Raw genomic sequence first — 17,945 nt, forward strand, 5'->3', positions numbered from 1 at the left:
GTATGATTTTTTATTATAAAAGTAAGGGACTAATAGCCCCTTGTCTTTCATATACTATAAGTTAGTTATACTTTAGTTTTGGTGAAAATTCAATTATTCACCTTTATTTTTTTTAATAATTTCTTCAGAAATTGATTTTGGAACATCTTCATAATGATCGAATGTCATTGAGAATACTCCACGTCCTTGCGTGTTAGAACGCAATGCCGTTGCATATCCGAACATTTCAGCAAGCGGAACCATTGAACGCACAACTTGTGCATTTCCGCGAGCGTCCATACCTTCAACGCGTCCACGACGAGAAGTGATATCACCCATGATGTCTCCTAAATATTCTTCAGGAATAACAACTTCAACTTTCATGATTGGCTCAAGAATTACTGGGTTTACTTTAGATACAGCATTTTTCAATGCCATAGAAGCAGCAACTTTAAAGGCCATTTCATTCGAGTCAACATCATGATATGATCCGTCGTATAATTTTGCTTTAATATCGATTAATGGATATCCAGCAAGTACACCATTGTTAAGTGAGTCACGAAGACCTGCCTCAACAGCTGGAATGTATTCACGTGGAACTACCCCACCGACAACAGCATTTTCAAATTCAAAGCCTTTTCCTTCTTCGTTTGGAGAGAATTCAATCCAAACGTGTCCGAATTGACCACGTCCACCAGATTGACGTACGAATTTACCTTCAACTTTTGCTGAAGAGCGGAAAGTTTCACGATAAGATACTTGAGGAGCACCTACGTTAGCTTCTACTTTAAATTCACGACGCATACGGTCAACTAAGATATCAAGGTGAAGTTCACCCATACCTGCGATAATAACTTGACCAGTTTCTTGGTCTGTATGAACGCGGAATGTTGGATCTTCTTCTGCTAATTTTACAAGAGCAGCACCCATTTTATCTTGGTCAGCTTTAGATTTTGGTTCAACTGATAAAGAAATAACTGGTTCTGGGAATTCCATAGACTCTAGAATTACTAGAGCTTTTTCATCACACAAAGTATCTCCAGTTGTTGTATCTTTCAAGCCTACAGCTGCAGCAATATCTCCAGCGTAAACTTGTGAGATTTCTTCACGAGAGTTAGCATGCATTTGTAAGATACGTCCTACGCGCTCACGCTTACCTTTAGTTGAGTTTTGAACGTACGAACCAGCTTGTAATGTACCAGAATATACACGGAAGAATGTTAATTTACCAACGTAAGGGTCAGTCATAACTTTAAATGCTAATGCAGAGAATGGTTCTGAATCGTCAGAATGACGTTCAATTTCATCATCAGAATTAGGATCGATTCCTTTCATTGCAGGAATATCAAGTGGTGATGGTAGGTATGCAACAACTGCGTCAAGAACTTTTTGAACACCTTTGTTTTTAAATGCAGTACCACATACTACTGGATAGAATTCTACGTTTAAAGTACCTTTACGGATACCGTTAACTAATTCTTCGTTCGTAATTTCTTCTCCACCAAGATATTTTTCCATTAAATCTTCATCAAGTTCAGCTACAGCTTCAACTAGCTTTTCACGATATTCTTCAGCTTGTGCCATGTATTCTTCAGGAATTTCCACTTCTTGAATGTCTGTTCCTAAGTCATTACCGTACACAGTTGCTTTCATCGTTACTAAGTCGATAATTCCAGAGAATTCATCTTCTGCACCGATTGGTAATTGAATTGGATGAGCGTTAGCTTGTAAGCGATCGTGTAGAGTTCCTACAGAATATAAGAAATCTGCACCCGTTTTATCCATTTTGTTAATGAAAACAATACGTGGTACGCCATAAGTTGTAGCTTGACGCCATACTGTTTCAGTTTGTGGTTCAACACCAGATTGAGCATCTAGTACTGTAACCGCACCATCAAGTACACGAAGTGAACGTTCAACTTCAACAGTGAAGTCTACGTGTCCAGGTGTATCGATGATATTTACACGGTGATTATCCCATGCAGCTGTTGTTGCAGCTGAAGTAATAGTGATCCCACGTTCTTGTTCTTGCTCCATCCAGTCCATCTGTGATGCACCTTCATGAGTTTCCCCGATTTTGTGGATTTTACCAGTGTAATAAAGAATACGCTCCGTAGTAGTCGTTTTACCAGCATCGATGTGAGCCATGATACCGATATTACGTGTTTTGTCTAAGGAGAACTCTCTAGCCATATTGTATTTCTCCTTCCATATTCGGATTAGAGTATGATTTTAGATTGATTTTAAAGAATAGCTTACCAACGATAGTGAGCGAATGCTTTATTAGCTTCTGCCATTTTATGCATATCTTCACGTTTTTTAACTGAAGCACCAGTGTTGTTAGATGCATCAAGAATTTCGTTAGCTAAACGTTCTTCCATCGTTTTTTCTCCACGAAGACGTGAATAGTTTACTAAGTAACGAAGACCTAGTGTTGAACGACGGTCAGGACGTACTTCAACCGGTACTTGGTAGTTTGCACCACCAACACGACGAGCACGTACTTCTAGAACTGGCATTACATTATTTAGAGCAGCTTCAAATACTTCTAATGCATCTTTACCTGAACGTTCTTTAACAAGTTCGAACGCTCCGTATAGAATTTTTTGAGAAGTACCTCTTTTACCGTCAACCATCATTTTATTGATTAAACGAGTTACTAGTTTTGAATTATAAATTGGATCTGGTAACACGTCACGTTTGGAAACAGGACCTTTACGAGGCATGTGTTTTCCTCCTTTCGACGAATGTCAAATTATTAATTAAATTATTTCTTTTCTTTAGGGCGTTTTGCACCGTAAAGAGAACGACTTTGCATACGACCAGTAACACCAGCTGTATCAAGAGCACCACGTACGATATGATAACGTACCCCTGGTAAATCTTTTACTTTTCCTCCGCGGATAAGTACAACACTATGTTCTTGTAGGTTGTGTCCTTCTCCTGGAATATAAGCAGTAACCTCTAACGTATTTGTTAAACGTACACGCGCATATTTACGAAGTGCTGAGTTAGGTTTTTTCGGCGTCATAGTACCAACACGAGTACAAACCCCACGTTTTTGTGGAGAGTTAAGATTAGTACCAGCCTTTTTGAAGCTGTTATAACCTTTTCCTAGTGCTGGAGACTTTGATTTCGTGCTTTTGGATTGACGAGGCTTACGTACCAATTGGTTAATTGTAGGCATCGATTATTCCTCCCTTCATTTGTTCTTGTTAATACCACACATCCAGGTGGTTCATTTTTGGGGTAAAAACAAAGTCTTTGTGCATTACACAAAAACTGTTACACAGTAATAGCTACTACTGACGCCGCTAGGCGCAGTCCACAAGCTTTACCAAGATCTACTTTAGACTCAACATAGTTAATCGAAACATTGTTTTCCACAGCTGTTTGTCGTGCTAGTTCAATGATTCTCTCTTCTACATCTAGTGCAATATAAACTTCGTTGACAAGCCCTTTTTTCATTGCTTTTACTGCTTGCTTTGTACCTATGATTGTTTCTTTCGCTTGTTTCACTTTTTCATAAGACATTTGCATATCCTCCAAAGGTACAAGTCAAATAACTATCAACCTTAAATATATTATCATTCATTGAAAAAGGTGTCAACAATAAACATGAAATATTAGGGAGAAATAAAATTAGTCCTCCCTAATATTTTGTTTGTTTTATTCTGCGTTAACTAATTCTTTTTCAGTATCTGCTTCATTGTCTGTGATTTTAATTTGGCGATAACGTTGCATACCTGTACCTGCTGGAACTAGCTTACCGATAATTACGTTTTCTTTCAGCCCTAGTAATTCATCACGTTTCCCTTTAATCGCTGCGTCAGTTAAGACACGAGTCGTTTCTTGGAATGATGCAGCAGACAAGAATGATTCTGTTTCAAGAGAAGCTTTAGTAATACCAAGGATAACCGGACGACAAGTAGCAGGAATCTTACCTTGTAAAACTGCTTCCTTATTCGCTTCGGCAAATTGGTGGATGTCTAGTAGTGATCCCGGAAGTAGATCTGTTTCTCCAGCTTCAATCACACGTACTTTACGAAGCATTTGGCGTACCATTACTTCGATATGTTTATCCCCAATTTCTACCCCTTGCATACGATAAACTTTTTGTACTTCTTTTAATAAGTACTCTTGAACAGTTGAAACATCTTTAACTCTTAACAATTCCTTAGGATCTACAGAACCCTCAGTAAGTACTTGACCACGGTGCATTGTATCGTTTAGTTGAACTTTTAAACGTGCATTGTACGGCGCCAAATATTTACGAGTTTCCACATTACCTTGAATTGTAATTTCTTTTTGGCCTTCTCTAATTTCATCAATTTCAGTAACAGTACCTGAAATTTCGGAAATAACAGCTTGCCCTTTAGGATTACGAGCTTCGAAAATCTCTTGGATACGCGGAAGACCTTGTGTAATATCGTCTCCTGCAACCCCGCCTGTATGGAATGTACGCATTGTTAACTGTGTACCTGGTTCCCCAATCGATTGAGCAGCAATAATACCAACTGCTTCTCCAACTTCAACTGTGTCTCCAGTAGCTAAATTCAAGCCGTAACATTTTTTACAAACACCATGTTTTGTATTACAAGTAAATGCAGAGCGAATTGTTAATTCATCAATACCTGCTTCTTCAATAACACGTGCAACGTCTTGTGTAATTAACCCGTCTCTTTCCAAAATCAATTCATTAGTAGTTGGATGGAAGATTGTTTTCTTAGTATGACGACCGACAATACGTTCGCCAAACTCTTCAATAACTTCTGTGCCTTCCATAAGTGAACCGATTAGTAATCCACGGTCAGTTCCACAATCATCTTCACGAACGATTACATCTTGCGCAACGTCTACTAGACGGCGAGTTAAGTAACCTGAATCGGCAGTTTTAAGTGCAGTATCGGCAAGACCTTTACGAGCACCATGTGTAGAGATGAAGTATTCAAGTACTGTTAACCCTTCACGGAATGATGACTTAATCGGAAGTTCGATAATTCGACCAGCCGGATTGGCCATTAGTCCACGCATACCTGCAAGTTGAGTAAAGTTAGATGCATTACCACGGGCACCCGAGTCACTCATCATGAAGATTGGATTCATGTTATCTAGCGATTTCATCAGTTTATCTTGAATAACTTCTTTTGCTTTACTCCAGTGTCCAATGACACTAGCATAACGCTCTTCTTCCGTTATTAGACCACGGCGGAATTGTTTAATAACTTTATCTACTTTACCTTGTGCTTCTTCAAGAATTTCGCCTTTGTCTGGAAGTACTACGATATCAGAGATACCAATTGTAATTCCAGCTTTAGTAGAATATTTGAACCCTAGAGCTTTCATACGGTCAAGCATTTTTGAAGTTTCTGTGATATGGAAACGTTTAAATACTTCCGCAATGATATTACCAAGAATTTTTTTCTTAAATGGCTGTACAAGATCCATAGACTCGATATGTTTTTTCACATCTGTAATCGTAGGAACGAAATATTTCTCCGGAGTTTCAATTTGTAAATTGAAATCTGTCGGCTCATTGATGTATGGGAACGTTTCTGGAAGTATTTCATTGAAAATTACTTTACCTACAGTTGTTAGCAATAGCATCTTATTTTGATCTTCTGTAAATGTTTGATTGTTTACAGATGCTGCCGGTATTGCAATACGTGTATGCAAATGTACATGACCAGTATTATAAGCAATTAGCACTTCTTCCGGACCGTAGAATGTAGAACCTTCACCCATTGCACCTTTACGCTCAAGTGTTAAGTAATAGTTTCCTAAAACCATATCTTGAGATGGTGTAACTACTGGTTTTCCATCTTTCGGGTTCAAAATGTTTTGTGCTGCAAGCATTAGTAAACGAGCTTCCGCTTGTGCTTCTGCTGATAAAGGAACGTGAACAGCCATTTGGTCACCATCAAAGTCAGCATTATATGCTGTACATACTAGAGGGTGAAGGCGAATTGCGCGACCTTCTACTAATGTTGGTTCGAATGCTTGGATACCAAGACGGTGAAGAGTAGGGGCACGGTTAAGTAAAACCGGATGCTCTCTAATTACATCTTCTAATACATCCCATACTTCAGCATGCATACGCTCAATTTTACGTTTTGCACTCTTAATGTTGTGGGCTAAACCACGTTCAACAAGTTCCTTCATAACAAATGGTTTAAATAGTTCAATTGCCATTTCTTTTGGAAGTCCACATTGATACATTTTCAAGTTTGGTCCTACTACGATAACGGAACGACCAGAGTAGTCAACACGTTTACCAAGTAGATTTTGACGGAAACGACCTTGCTTCCCTTTTAACATATGTGAAAGTGATTTCAACGGACGGTTACCCGGTCCTGTTACCGGACGACCACGACGACCGTTATCGATCAAAGCATCAACAGCTTCTTGAAGCATACGTTTTTCATTTTGAACGATGATACTAGGAGCACCAAGATCCAATAGACGTTTTAAACGATTGTTACGATTAATAACGCGACGATATAAATCATTTAGATCAGATGTAGCAAAACGTCCACCGTCCAACTGAACCATCGGACGTAATTCTGGAGGAATTACCGGTAGAACATCTAAAATCATCCAATCAGGTCTGTTCCCTGAATTACGGAAAGATTCTACGACTTCTAAACGTTTAATAGCACGTGTACGACGTTGACCTTGAGCTGTTTTCAACTCTTCTTTTAATTGTTCTGTTTCACTTTCTAAATCAATTTCTGAAAGTAAACGTTTAATAGCTTCAGCACCCATCGCAGCCTGGAATTTAGTTCCAAACTTATCGCGATAAGCACGGTATTCTTTTTCAGAAAGCAATTGCTTCTTTTCAAGAGGTGTGTCTGCTGGCTCTATTACTACATAAGAAGCAAAGTAAATTACTTCTTCTAGTGATCTTGGAGACATATCCAAAATCAGACCCATACGACTTGGGATACCTTTAAAATACCAAATATGCGATACCGGAGCTGCAAGTTCGATGTGACCCATTCGTTCACGACGTACTTTTGCACGTGTTACTTCTACTCCACAACGATCACATACAACACCTTTATAACGAACGCGTTTATATTTACCGCAATGACATTCCCAATCCTTTGTAGGACCAAAAATACGTTCACAGAATAAACCATCTTTTTCAGGTTTTAATGTACGATAATTAATTGTTTCAGGTTTTTTAACTTCCCCATAAGACCATGAACGGATTTTATCAGGTGAAGCTAAACCAATTTTCATATACTCAAAATTATTAACGTCTATCAAGGAGCCTACCTCCCTTTAGTCTTGTGTCTTTTAAAAGACTTTTCCAAGTAGCTCTGCATTATGCAATTTTATACGGAAATACGGACAGGCATCACCTGTCCGATTCTTATTGTTTAGTCTAGAATTTGCTTAGGACCCTCGCGGTAACCTTTCGCTATTCTTTATTCAACTGTTCCAACTGGTTCTTCCTCCGCTGTGATTGGTAAAATACCAAGTGCGTCAGCTGCAGGAATATCATCATCTTCATCTAAATCACGAAGCTCAATTTCTTCTTCATCGATTGTTAGCATCTTAACATCCATACCTAGACTTTGTAGTTCTTTAATCAATACTTTGAATGATTCAGGAACTCCTGGTTCTGGTACACTTTCCCCTTTAACAATTGCTTCGTATGTTTTCACACGTCCAACAACGTCATCGGATTTTACAGTTAAGATTTCTTGTAACGTATAAGCAGCACCATAAGCTTCAAGTGCCCATACTTCCATTTCTCCGAAACGCTGTCCACCAAATTGCGCTTTCCCTCCAAGAGGCTGTTGCGTAACAAGTGAATAAGGTCCAGTAGAACGTGCATGTAGCTTATCATCTACCATGTGGGCAAGTTTAATCATATACATAACCCCTACAGATACGCGGTTATCAAATGGTTCACCTGAACGTCCATCATATAGGATTGTTTTACCATCACGGTTAAGACCTGCTTCTTCCATTGTGTTCCACACGTCTTCTTCGTCTGCACCATCAAATACTGGTGATGCCATATGAACGCCTAGCAGTCTAGAAGCCATACCTAAGTGAAGCTCTAATACTTGCCCGATATTCATACGAGAAGGTACACCAAGTGGGTTTAACATGATATCAACTGGTGTGCCGTCTGGAAGGAATGGCATATCTTCTTCAGGAAGAATACGCGAGATAACCCCTTTGTTACCATGACGTCCGGCCATTTTATCTCCGACAGAGATTTTACGTTTTTGAACGATATAAGCACGAACTAATTGGTTAACACCTGGAGATAACTCATCGCCATCTTCGCGATTAAATACTTTTACATCTAATACAATCCCACCAGCACCATGTGGTACACGAAGGGAAGTATCACGAACTTCACGTGCTTTTTCACCGAAGATTGCGTGTAGTAAACGTTCTTCAGCTGTTAGTTCTGTAACTCCTTTAGGTGTTACTTTACCAACAAGAATATCTCCATCACGAACTTCTGCACCAATACGGATAATTCCACGGTCGTCCAAGTTGCGTAATGCGTCTTCTCCTACGTTTGGAATATCTCTCGTAATTTCCTCTGGCCCGAGTTTTGTATCACGTGATTCTGATTCATATTCTTCAATATGCACTGAAGTATATACATCATCTTTCACTAATCGTTCACTCATAATTACGGCATCTTCATAGTTGTATCCGTCCCATGTCATGAAAGCTACAAGTACATTACGTCCTAAAGCAAGCTCTCCTTGTTCCATAGAAGGACCATCTGCAAGAATATCCAGAGGTTTAACACGATCACCAATTTTTACAATTGGACGTTGGTTTATAGATGTACCGTGATTTGAACGCTCAAATTTATGGACTTTATAAGATGTTAAATCACCTTTAACTTCTTTTCCATCCACGTCTTCAATGCGTCTAACACGAATTTCTTTTGCTTCAACATGTTCAACAATTCCGTGGTATTTCGCAATAACCGCGGCACCTGAATCACGTGCATTCACATGTTCCATACCAGTCCCAACGAATGGAGCCTCTGGATTTAATAACGGAACAGCTTGACGTTGCATGTTCGCCCCCATAAGTGCACGGTTGGAGTCATCATTTTCCAAGAAAGGAATACATGCTGTTGCAGCAGAAACAACTTGTTTCGGCGATACGTCCATATAGTCGATTTGCTCTTTTCTGAACACGGTATTATCACCGCGGAAACGACCAACTACTTCTTCTTTCAGGAATTCTCCTTCATCAGATAATGGAGAGTTTGCTTGTGCTACCACATAGTTATCCTCTTCATCCGCAGTTAAATAGTCGATACGTGATGTTACCAACCCTGTTTCAGGGTCAACACGACGATATGGTGTTTCAATAAATCCAAATTTATTCACTTTCGCAAAACTTGAAAGTGAGTTAATAAGTCCAATGTTTGGTCCCTCTGGCGTTTCGATTGGGCACATACGACCATAGTGAGAGTAGTGAACGTCACGTACTTCAAATCCTGCACGCTCACGTGTTAAACCACCGGGTCCAAGCGCCGATAGACGGCGTTTATGCGTCAACTCAGCAAGTGGATTCGTTTGATCCATAAACTGAGATAATTGAGAACTACCAAAGAACTCTTTAATAGATGCAATAACTGGACGTATATTAATCAATTGTTGTGGAACGATTGACTGTGTATCGTTAATAGACATACGCTCACGAACTACACGTTCCATACGTGAAAGACCTATACGGAACTGATTTTGTAGTAACTCACCTACAGAACGTAAACGACGGTTACCAAGATGATCGATATCATCTGTGTTCCCAACGTTGAACAAAAGGTTAAAGAAGTAGCCAATAGATGAAACGATATCAGCAGGCGTAATGTTTTTAATCTCTGTTTCCACATACGCGTTACTTATAACGTTAACTTCTTTTTGCTCTTCGTCATTTGGCGCATAAATCTTAATCGATTGGATTGTAATATCGTCCTCTAAAACACCACCTACTTGAGATAACGTTTTGAAGCCAATTCCATTTTCAAGATGAGGAATTAGACGATCTAGTACACGACGATCAATCAGCGTACCAGCTTCTACTAAAATCTCTCCTGTTTCTGGATCCACTAGCGTTTCAGCTATTGTTTGGTTAAACAAGCGATTTTTAATATGCAGTTTTTTGTTCATTTTATAACGACCAACATTCGCTAAATCATAACGTTTTGGGTCAAAGAAGCGAGAATATAACAGACTCTTTGCGCTTTCCACTGTTGGTGGTTCACCAGGACGTAGACGCTCATAGATTTCTAGTAACGCTTTTTCAGACGTTTCTGTATTATCTTTTTCTAGCGTGTTACGTAAATATTCATTGTCACCGATTAAATCGATAATTTCTTGATCTGATCCAAAACCTAATGCACGAAGTAAAACAGTAACTGGCAGTTTACGTGTACGATCGATACGAACATAAACTACGTCTTTTGCATCGATTTCGTATTCTAACCAAGCACCACGGTTCGGAATAACTGTTGATCCAAAACCTTTTTTACCGTTTTTGTCTGTTTTATCATGGAAGTAAACACTTGGTGAGCGGACTAACTGAGATACGATTACTCGCTCAGCTCCGTTAATAACGAAAGTTCCAGTTTCAGTCATTAATGGGAAATCACCCATAAAGACATCTTGTTCCTTCACTTCGTCCGTTTCTTTGTTGTGGAGACGTACTTTTACGCGTAATGGTGCAGCGTATGTTGCGTCACGTTCTTTCGATTCGTCGACGGAATATTTCGGTTCGTTTAAACTATAGTCGACAAATTCAAGTGATAGATTGCCTGTAAAGTCCTCGATTGGTGAAATATCTTTAAACATTTCACGTAAACCTTCTTCAAGGAACCATTCATAAGATGCCGTCTGAATTTCGATTAGATTCGGTAGTTCCAGCACCTCACTAATACGCGCAAAACTTCTGCGTTGGCGGTGTTGTCCGTATTGAACTAGTTGACCTGTCAACTCATTCACCCCTCAATTAAAGCGATATTAGGTCTTTTCGATATGAACATTTTAGTGTATGATATCGAAAGACAAAAAGAAAACGAGTTCTTAACAAGAGCTCATTTTCGATTAACCAAACTTTTTCTCGGCCAGTATACCCATTTCTACTTGTTTTTATTCAAAAGGGCATACGTCCTCAAAATAATATTTTTGCATTTTATTATAATATCATAGCGATTTTGTCAAGTCAATCTTTGTAGCTTTGATAATCCAATAACCTCTAGCTTTATCTACCACATCAACTTGACCAAAAATCTCTTCTAAATAACTAAAAGTTGATGGTGCCCCTTGTTTCTTTTGAATCACAACCCACAATTCTCCCTTTGAAACTAACTTTTCATAGGATTCATTATAGAAACGAAAAATAGTTTCTTTCCCAGCGCGAATCGGTGGATTAGTTATAATAGCCGCAAAGTTCGCAGTGTCAACCGCTGACAATCCATCACTTTCATAGATTCGTACATTTTGTATCCCGTTAGCAGCAGCATTTTTTTCTGCAAGTTGGATTGCACGTGTGTTAACATCTACCAAATGAACTGTTCTTTTCTCATTTGCTTTTGCAATAGAAAGACCTATCGGCCCATATCCACAGCCTATATCTAAAATTGAACCTTCTAGATCCGGCGCTTCAAAAGCATCGATTAATACACGGGAGCCAAAATCTACTTCGCTCTTACTAAATACACCTGCATCTGTTTCAAACCGGAAATTGTGCCCGAGCAACGTAAAATTCCAATGACGCGGTTTACTTTCCGTTTGAGGTTTCCTAGAGTAATAATGATCAGACACCAAATCACCCTCCGCAATACATACGAAGAAAAGCCCGTCGTTTACAGACGAGCTTTTTTCTTCGAATTGTACAAAATTACTTAACTTCTACGCCTGCGCCAACTTCTTCAAGTTGTGCTTTGAAAGCTTCTGCTTCGTCTTTAGAAACGCCTTCTTTAAGAGCTTTTGGAGCGTTGTCAACTAATTCTTTAGCTTCTTTCAATCCAAGACCAGTGATTTCACGAACCACTTTGATTACTTTGATTTTTTGATCTCCAGCAGATGCTAGGATTACGTCAAAATCAGTTTTTTCTTCAGCAGCAGCAGCTCCGCCACCAGCAGCCATTGCCATTGGAGCAGCAGCAGTAACACCGAATTCTTCTTCAATTGCTTTTACTAAGTCGTTTAATTCAAGAACTGTCATTGATTTGATAGCTTCTAAGATTTGTTCGTTATTCATTATATTTTCCTCCTATTATGGATAATTTAGGCTATTAGCCTTTTAGTTGTGTTTAAGCCGCGTAATGAATTATGCGCCTTGTTCTTCTTTTTGTTCTGCAACAGCTTTTGTTGCAAGCGCAAAGTTGCGCATTGGAGCTTGAAGTACTGAAAGAAGCATTGAAAGTAGTCCTTCGCGCGATGGAAGTTCTGCTAATGCTTTCACATCTTCAGCAGATGCTACAGTTCCTTCGATGATCCCAACTTTAATCTCAAGTTGTTCGTTCTTTTTAGCAAAATCATTAATGATTTTAGCAGGGGCAATTACGTCTTCGTTAGAAAATGCTACAGCATTTGGACCAACAAGGCTTTCGTTAATCCCATCAACTCCAGCAATTTCAGTAGCACGGCGTGTAAGTGAGTTTTTATAAACTTTGAATTCCACACCCGCTTCACGAAGTTGTTTACGTAATTCTGTTACTTGCGCAACGTTCAAACCGCGATAGTCAACAACTACTACGGAAGCAGCAGCTTTAAACTTTTCTGCAATTTCTTGAACTTGCACTTTTTTAGTTTCGATTGCTTTGTTCATCTTGGCACCTCCTATAAGAATTGGCCATTTATACCGACAAAAGAAAAGCCTCTGTTCTACGAATAGACACAGAGGCAGAAAGTCATCATCTTAAAAGAATCTGAATTTACTTGTCCTCGGTAGGAAATTAAGCAGTTTAGTGCTCCTACTGTCTTCGGTACAAATGTATATTTAACAACAAAGGTCATCTTAACAGATATCCCTTATAGTGTCAACTATTATTTAATGGATTGAGTATCAACTTTTACAGCTGGTCCCATAGTAGTCGTGATATTCACTGACTTCATGTAAACACCTTTAGATGCTGCAGGCTTAGCTTTTTGAATTACATCAAATACTGCTAAGAAGTTTTCTACTAATTTATCGTCTTCAAAAGAAACTTTACCAATTGGAGCATGAATGATCCCTGCTTTTTCAGCACGGTATTCTACTTTACCAGCTTTGATCTCTTCGATAGCTTTTGTTACATCAAATGTAACTGTACCAGTTTTAGGGTTTGGCATTAGACCTTTTGGTCCAAGTACACGACCAATTTTACCAACTTCACCCATCATATCAGGTGTTGCAACGATTACATCGAAGTCAAACCATCCTTGTTGGATTTTGTTAATATATTCAGTATCGCCCACATAATCTGCACCAGCAGCTTCTGCTTCTTTTAACTTTTCACCTTTAGCGAATACTAATACACGTTGAGTTTTACCAGTTCCGTTTGGAAGAACTACTGCTCCACGGATTTGTTGGTCATTTTTACGAGTATCGATTCCTAAACGGAAAGCAACTTCTACAGTCGCATCGAAGTTTACTGTGCTTGTTTTTTTAGCAAGCTCAATAGCTTCTTTAGCTGAGTATAATTTTGAAGCTTCTACTAATTTAGCTGCTTCTTGTAACTTTTTACCTTTGTTAGCCATTATAAATGTCCTCCTTGATAGTGGTTTTAGCGGAATAAACCTCCCACGTGTAAAGGTTGCAGTTATCCTATATGAACAACTACAACCTTCCAAAAAACAATGCGTCATATCAAAATGCACATTAAGTATTAGTCTTCGATCGTAATACCCATGCTGCGTGCAGTACCTTCAACCATTAACATAGCTGCTTCAACAGATGCTGCGTTTAAATCTGGCATTTTTTGTTCTGCGATTTCGCGAACTTTTTCACGTTTCACTGTCGCCACTTTTACGCGGTTCGGTTCACCTGATCCAGATTGAATACCTGCTGCTACTTTAAGTAACACTGCTGCCGGCGGAGTTTTTGTAATGAAAGTAAATGAACGATCTTCAAATACAGAAATTTCAACCGGAATGATTAGACCTGCTTGATCAGCAGTACGTGCGTTGAACTCCTTACAGAATCCCATGATGTTAACACCTGCTTGACCCAATGCTGGACCAACCGGCGGTGCTGGATTTGCTTTACCAGCAGGAATTTGTAATTTAACAACTTTAATCACTTTTTTAGCCACGAGACACACCTCCTTAAGTCCGTGATGTGGTAATTGGGTTGCCCCTCCCACTCAAATATCTGTCTCTCAGCTCTGCGCTGATAACATTAGAAAAATTAATACAGACCCATTTTCAGTCTGACCTTTGAAATGATATCACTATTCTCCACCTTTAGCAAGTGGAAACATAAATTATATTTTAATAACTTGTTCGAAATCTAGTTCCATATTAGTTTCTCGGCCAAACATATCTACAGATACAGTTACTTTACCTTTATCTGTATCAATCACTTCTACTTTTCCTTGGAAGTGCGCAAACGGCCCTTCTAATACTTCCACCAATTCTCCAACTGTAAAGTCTACTTCGACAACACGTTCAGCGTCACCCATTTGTTTCAGCATAGATTGAACTTCTTCCGGTGCCAGAGGTGTTGGTTTTGTTCCACCACCTGATGAACCAAGGAATCCAGTTACACCTGGTGTATTTCTAACCACATACCATGCATCATCTGTCATAATAAGTTCAACAAAAACATAACCTGGAAAAGTTTTTCTAACAACAACACGTTTTTTGCCGTCTTTAAAATCCGTCTCCTCTTGCTCTGGGATATATACACGGAATATTTTATCCGACATACCCATTGTTTCTACTCGTTTTTCTAAGTTTGCTTTTACTTTGTTTTCATACCCCGAGTAAGTATGAACAACATACCAATTTTTTTCCATAGTGTCAGGACTAGTCGTCCGTCCCCTCCTTTTCTCAAGACAAATGAAAAAACCCGTTCGTTTAATAAGACGGGCTATTTTCAAATATTTACATGCTACTTATTATAACGCTAAATACCAACGGAACAATTCAGATACCCCTAAATCAACCAAAGCAAAAAATACAGCCATTACTGCAACAGTAGCAAGCACAATTACAGTGTATTTAGCAAGCTCTTTGCGTTTAGGCCAACTTACTTTTCTCATTTCACTCATTACATTTTTGAAAAACCCACCAACATTAGCCATTTTAGCTAAACCCCCACACAAAAAATCTATATTACTTTATTCATAACGTTTGTTTATGAAGCGTATGCACATTACAATGTGCACAATACTTTTTACGTTCAATTCGGATTGTTACATTCTCTTTAGATGCAGGAACCGTGTAATTACGGTTGCCACACTGAACACAACTTAAGACAATCTTCTTCACCATAATATCACCTTTTTTCGGCGTATAAGTCTTTTTCAAGATTATCATCTTACACATTCCATGTCAACAAAATCCCAGTTATGCATAATTACTACCAATCTCCATATAGCGTTCTAGTTTACGCTTTACTCGTTGTAATGCGTTGTCGATCGACTTTACATGACGATTCAATTCTTCGGAAATTTCTTGATATGATTGGCCATCCAAGTATAAGGCAAGTACTTGTTGTTCCAGCTCACTTAATATTTCAGCCATCTTACCTTCCATGTAATCAAAATCTTCTCGATTGATGATTAATTCCTCTGGATCATCGATTACCGAACCTGCAATCATATCCATCAATGTTCGATCAGATTCTTCATCATATATAGGTTTATCCAATGATACATAGGAATTTAGCGGTATATGCTTTTGACGTGTAGCTGTTTTGATAGCGGTTATTATTTGTCGAGTAATACATAATTCGGCAAATGCTCGGAAAGAAGCAAGTTTCTCCTCCCTAAAATCCCGAATTGCCTTATACAATCCGATCATTCCCTCTTGTAGAATATCCTCTTTATCTGCCCCTATCAAAAAGTATGATCTTCCCTTCATACGGACGAAAGAACGATATTTTGTTATTAAAAAATCTAGCGCTTCAGTGTTTCCTTGATGAACCATCTCTACAAGCTCTTCATCTAGTAAACTATCGAATTGTAGAATCTGCTCTGTCTTTTCCAATGAAGTCACCTCAGCTAACAAGAATATTATTCCAATTATACAGGAAGAAAATTTATAGCGTCAATGAATCATTTCATTCCTCTTCGCCATTTTTCGAAAATTTCTGCAACTTCTGTCGTTAATGGAATATTAGAAGCGGGCTTGTCACTCTGAATACTCTTCACTTTTTTTGTTATTTTGGAAGAAATGGACAACATCTCAATTTCTAATTCTCTTGCTGATTTTCGTAGGGCACCCTGACCAAATATAACTCGTTGCTCGGTCAAATCGGATGTAGCTACATAAATTTGAACTCTTCTACTACTCAATTCTTTCGTTAACTTTTCAATGCGTTCATCTGCAATTTCGTTTTTCCGCGTATAAATAACTTCCACGTTGTACTTTTTCTTTTTATTTTCAATACCAGGTACTAAGTGCGCATCAAAGACCACAATCACTCGAATACCTGTATATGCTTTGTATTCAGCCATCAGCTCAATCAAACGGTCTCTAGCGTCCAGTAATTTTACTTCTTTTAACTTCCTTAACTCGCTCCATGCGCCGATGATATTATATCCATCGACAAGTAGAATTTGCATCTTCTTATCCTTTTAACGGATTTCTTACGCGCCATATCTCATATAACAAAACAGAAGCAGCAACCGACGCATTAAGACTCGTTACATGACCGACCATTGGCAAGTAGTAAAGAAAATCACACTTTTCTTTTAGCAGTCGACTCATTCCTTTTCCTTCGCTACCAATAATAAGGGCTAATGGAAGTGTTGCATCCATATTTCGATAATCAGTAGACTTCGCCGCATCTGTTCCTGCAATCCAAACGCCACGCTCTTTTAGCTCATCTACTGTTTGAGCCAAGTTACCCGCACGATAGACTGGAATATGTTCGATAGCACCCGTGGAAGCCTTTGCAACTACCGCTGTTAGTCCAACCGCTCTTCTTTTAGGAATAATAATTCCATGCGCCCCAATGGCATCTGCCGTTCTCATTATAGAACCAAGATTATGGGGATCTTCAATTTCATCTAGAATAATAAAAAGAGGATCCTCTTTTTTACTAGCCGCCAGCTCAAATAAATCGTCTAATTCTGCATAACGATATGCAGCAACCGAAGCAACTATCCCCTGGTGGTTTGCATCAGTTAAGTTATCGAGCTTCTTTTTAGGTACGAACTGCACGATTATTCCAGCATCTTTAGCTAATTGAATAATTTCAGATACACCACTTTTTTGGATGCCTTCTGCTAGCCAAACTTTGTTCATATCTCTACCGGCACGAAGGGCTTCAACAACAGGATTTTTCCCTGCTATTAGTTCACCAGTTTGCTCGACTTGATCATTTTTTTCTGTCATTTATTTTTTCGCCCCTTTCTGTTTATCTATAAAGTCAATCGAAAAATGTAACACTTCTTGTAAACGCTCTGTTTGTCCACTTAAGTATAGACTTCCGATGACCGCTTCAAACGCAGTACTATGATGATAAGTAATAACGTCCGTATTTTTGGGTACAGATCCAGATTTCGCATTACGCCCTCTTCGTAGGACTGCTTGTTCATCTTCCGATAAAAACCCTTTATCCAGCATCTCTTTCACAATCGTCGCTTGTGCTTTTGCAGATACATAGTTAGTAGCTTCTTTGTGTAAAATATTTGGTCGAACCCGCCCAGAGCGGATGAGGTGTTCCCGAACGACCTGTTCGAAAACAGCATCACCCATATAAGCAAGTGCTAAAGAATTTAGTTGTTTTACATCTGATAAAGTTAAGTTTTCCAC

Annotated in this window: 18 protein-coding genes and 1 other annotated feature; all 18 genes read right to left on the reverse strand. The window is 38.9% G+C overall.

Annotation, left to right across the window (positions count from 1 at the left end; genetic code table 11):
- Positions 1-93: 93 nt before the first annotated feature.
- Positions 94-2,172: an elongation factor G gene (gene fusA, locus ACQCPR_RS19115; RefSeq protein WP_090567786.1), complete on the reverse strand. Its 2,079-nt coding sequence runs from the start codon at positions 2,170-2,172 to the stop codon at positions 94-96.
- A 62-nt stretch (positions 2,173-2,234) separates the two neighbouring features.
- On the reverse strand, positions 2,235-2,705 hold the full coding sequence (rpsG, locus tag ACQCPR_RS19120; protein ID WP_090567783.1) for a 30S ribosomal protein S7: 471 nt from the start codon (positions 2,703-2,705) through the stop codon (positions 2,235-2,237).
- 41 nt (positions 2,706-2,746) lie between these two features.
- A complete protein-coding gene (gene rpsL / locus ACQCPR_RS19125; RefSeq protein WP_090567780.1) occupies positions 2,747-3,166 on the reverse strand; it encodes a 30S ribosomal protein S12 in 420 nt (139 codons plus the stop codon).
- 98 nt (positions 3,167-3,264) lie between these two features.
- Entirely contained in the window at positions 3,265-3,513 is a 249-nt protein-coding gene (locus tag ACQCPR_RS19130) for a ribosomal L7Ae/L30e/S12e/Gadd45 family protein (protein WP_090567775.1), read from the reverse strand.
- A 135-nt stretch (positions 3,514-3,648) separates the two neighbouring features.
- Positions 3,649-7,251 carry a DNA-directed RNA polymerase subunit beta' gene (gene rpoC, locus ACQCPR_RS19135; protein ID WP_427137807.1) on the reverse strand — a complete coding sequence of 1,201 codons (3,603 nt, stop codon included), beginning with the start codon at positions 7,249-7,251 and terminating at the stop codon, positions 3,649-3,651.
- A 161-nt stretch (positions 7,252-7,412) separates the two neighbouring features.
- Positions 7,413-10,967: a DNA-directed RNA polymerase subunit beta gene (gene rpoB, locus ACQCPR_RS19140; RefSeq protein ID WP_090567767.1), complete on the reverse strand. Its 3,555-nt coding sequence runs from the start codon at positions 10,965-10,967 to the stop codon at positions 7,413-7,415.
- Positions 10,968-11,177: 210 nt separating this feature from the next.
- Positions 11,178-11,798: a class I SAM-dependent methyltransferase gene (locus tag ACQCPR_RS19145; protein ID WP_090567764.1), complete on the reverse strand. Its 621-nt coding sequence runs from the start codon at positions 11,796-11,798 to the stop codon at positions 11,178-11,180.
- Between the two features lie 76 nt (positions 11,799-11,874).
- Entirely contained in the window at positions 11,875-12,237 is a 363-nt protein-coding gene (gene rplL, locus ACQCPR_RS19150; RefSeq protein WP_090567761.1) for a 50S ribosomal protein L7/L12, read from the reverse strand.
- A 69-nt stretch (positions 12,238-12,306) separates the two neighbouring features.
- Positions 12,307-12,807, reverse strand: coding sequence for a 50S ribosomal protein L10 (gene rplJ, locus ACQCPR_RS19155; RefSeq protein ID WP_090567757.1), 501 nt, complete (start codon positions 12,805-12,807; stop codon positions 12,307-12,309).
- Between the two features lie 32 nt (positions 12,808-12,839).
- Positions 12,840-12,983: a sequence feature (ribosomal protein L10 leader region), on the reverse strand.
- A gap of 42 nt (positions 12,984-13,025) precedes the next feature.
- Positions 13,026-13,718, reverse strand: coding sequence for a 50S ribosomal protein L1 (gene rplA / locus ACQCPR_RS19160; protein ID WP_090567754.1), 693 nt, complete (start codon positions 13,716-13,718; stop codon positions 13,026-13,028).
- 128 nt (positions 13,719-13,846) lie between these two features.
- Positions 13,847-14,272: a 50S ribosomal protein L11 gene (gene rplK / locus ACQCPR_RS19165; RefSeq protein ID WP_139176005.1), complete on the reverse strand. Its 426-nt coding sequence runs from the start codon at positions 14,270-14,272 to the stop codon at positions 13,847-13,849.
- A 171-nt stretch (positions 14,273-14,443) separates the two neighbouring features.
- Positions 14,444-14,977: a transcription termination/antitermination protein NusG gene (nusG, locus tag ACQCPR_RS19170; RefSeq protein WP_090567748.1), complete on the reverse strand. Its 534-nt coding sequence runs from the start codon at positions 14,975-14,977 to the stop codon at positions 14,444-14,446.
- Positions 14,978-15,079: 102 nt separating this feature from the next.
- The gene (gene secE, locus ACQCPR_RS19175) at positions 15,080-15,265 is read right to left on the reverse strand and encodes a preprotein translocase subunit SecE (RefSeq protein WP_090567745.1); all 186 of its coding nucleotides are present in this window, start codon (positions 15,263-15,265) and stop codon (positions 15,080-15,082) included.
- A 40-nt stretch (positions 15,266-15,305) separates the two neighbouring features.
- A complete protein-coding gene (gene rpmG / locus ACQCPR_RS19180) occupies positions 15,306-15,452 on the reverse strand; it encodes a 50S ribosomal protein L33 (protein WP_418939806.1) in 147 nt (48 codons plus the stop codon).
- Between the two features lie 78 nt (positions 15,453-15,530).
- Positions 15,531-16,172: an RNA polymerase sporulation sigma factor SigH gene (sigH, locus tag ACQCPR_RS19185; protein WP_090567740.1), complete on the reverse strand. Its 642-nt coding sequence runs from the start codon at positions 16,170-16,172 to the stop codon at positions 15,531-15,533.
- A gap of 68 nt (positions 16,173-16,240) precedes the next feature.
- Positions 16,241-16,750: an NYN domain-containing protein gene (locus ACQCPR_RS19190; RefSeq protein ID WP_090567737.1), complete on the reverse strand. Its 510-nt coding sequence runs from the start codon at positions 16,748-16,750 to the stop codon at positions 16,241-16,243.
- A gap of 4 nt (positions 16,751-16,754) precedes the next feature.
- On the reverse strand, positions 16,755-17,525 hold the full coding sequence (rlmB, locus tag ACQCPR_RS19195) for a 23S rRNA (guanosine(2251)-2'-O)-methyltransferase RlmB (protein WP_090567734.1): 771 nt from the start codon (positions 17,523-17,525) through the stop codon (positions 16,755-16,757).
- A complete protein-coding gene (locus ACQCPR_RS19200; RefSeq protein WP_416235954.1) occupies positions 17,526-17,945 on the reverse strand; it encodes a Mini-ribonuclease 3 in 420 nt (139 codons plus the stop codon).

The sequence above is a fragment of the Psychrobacillus psychrodurans genome, from assembly GCF_050209195.1.
GTDB classification, from domain to species: Bacteria; Bacillota; Bacilli; order Bacillales_A; family Planococcaceae; genus Psychrobacillus; species Psychrobacillus psychrodurans.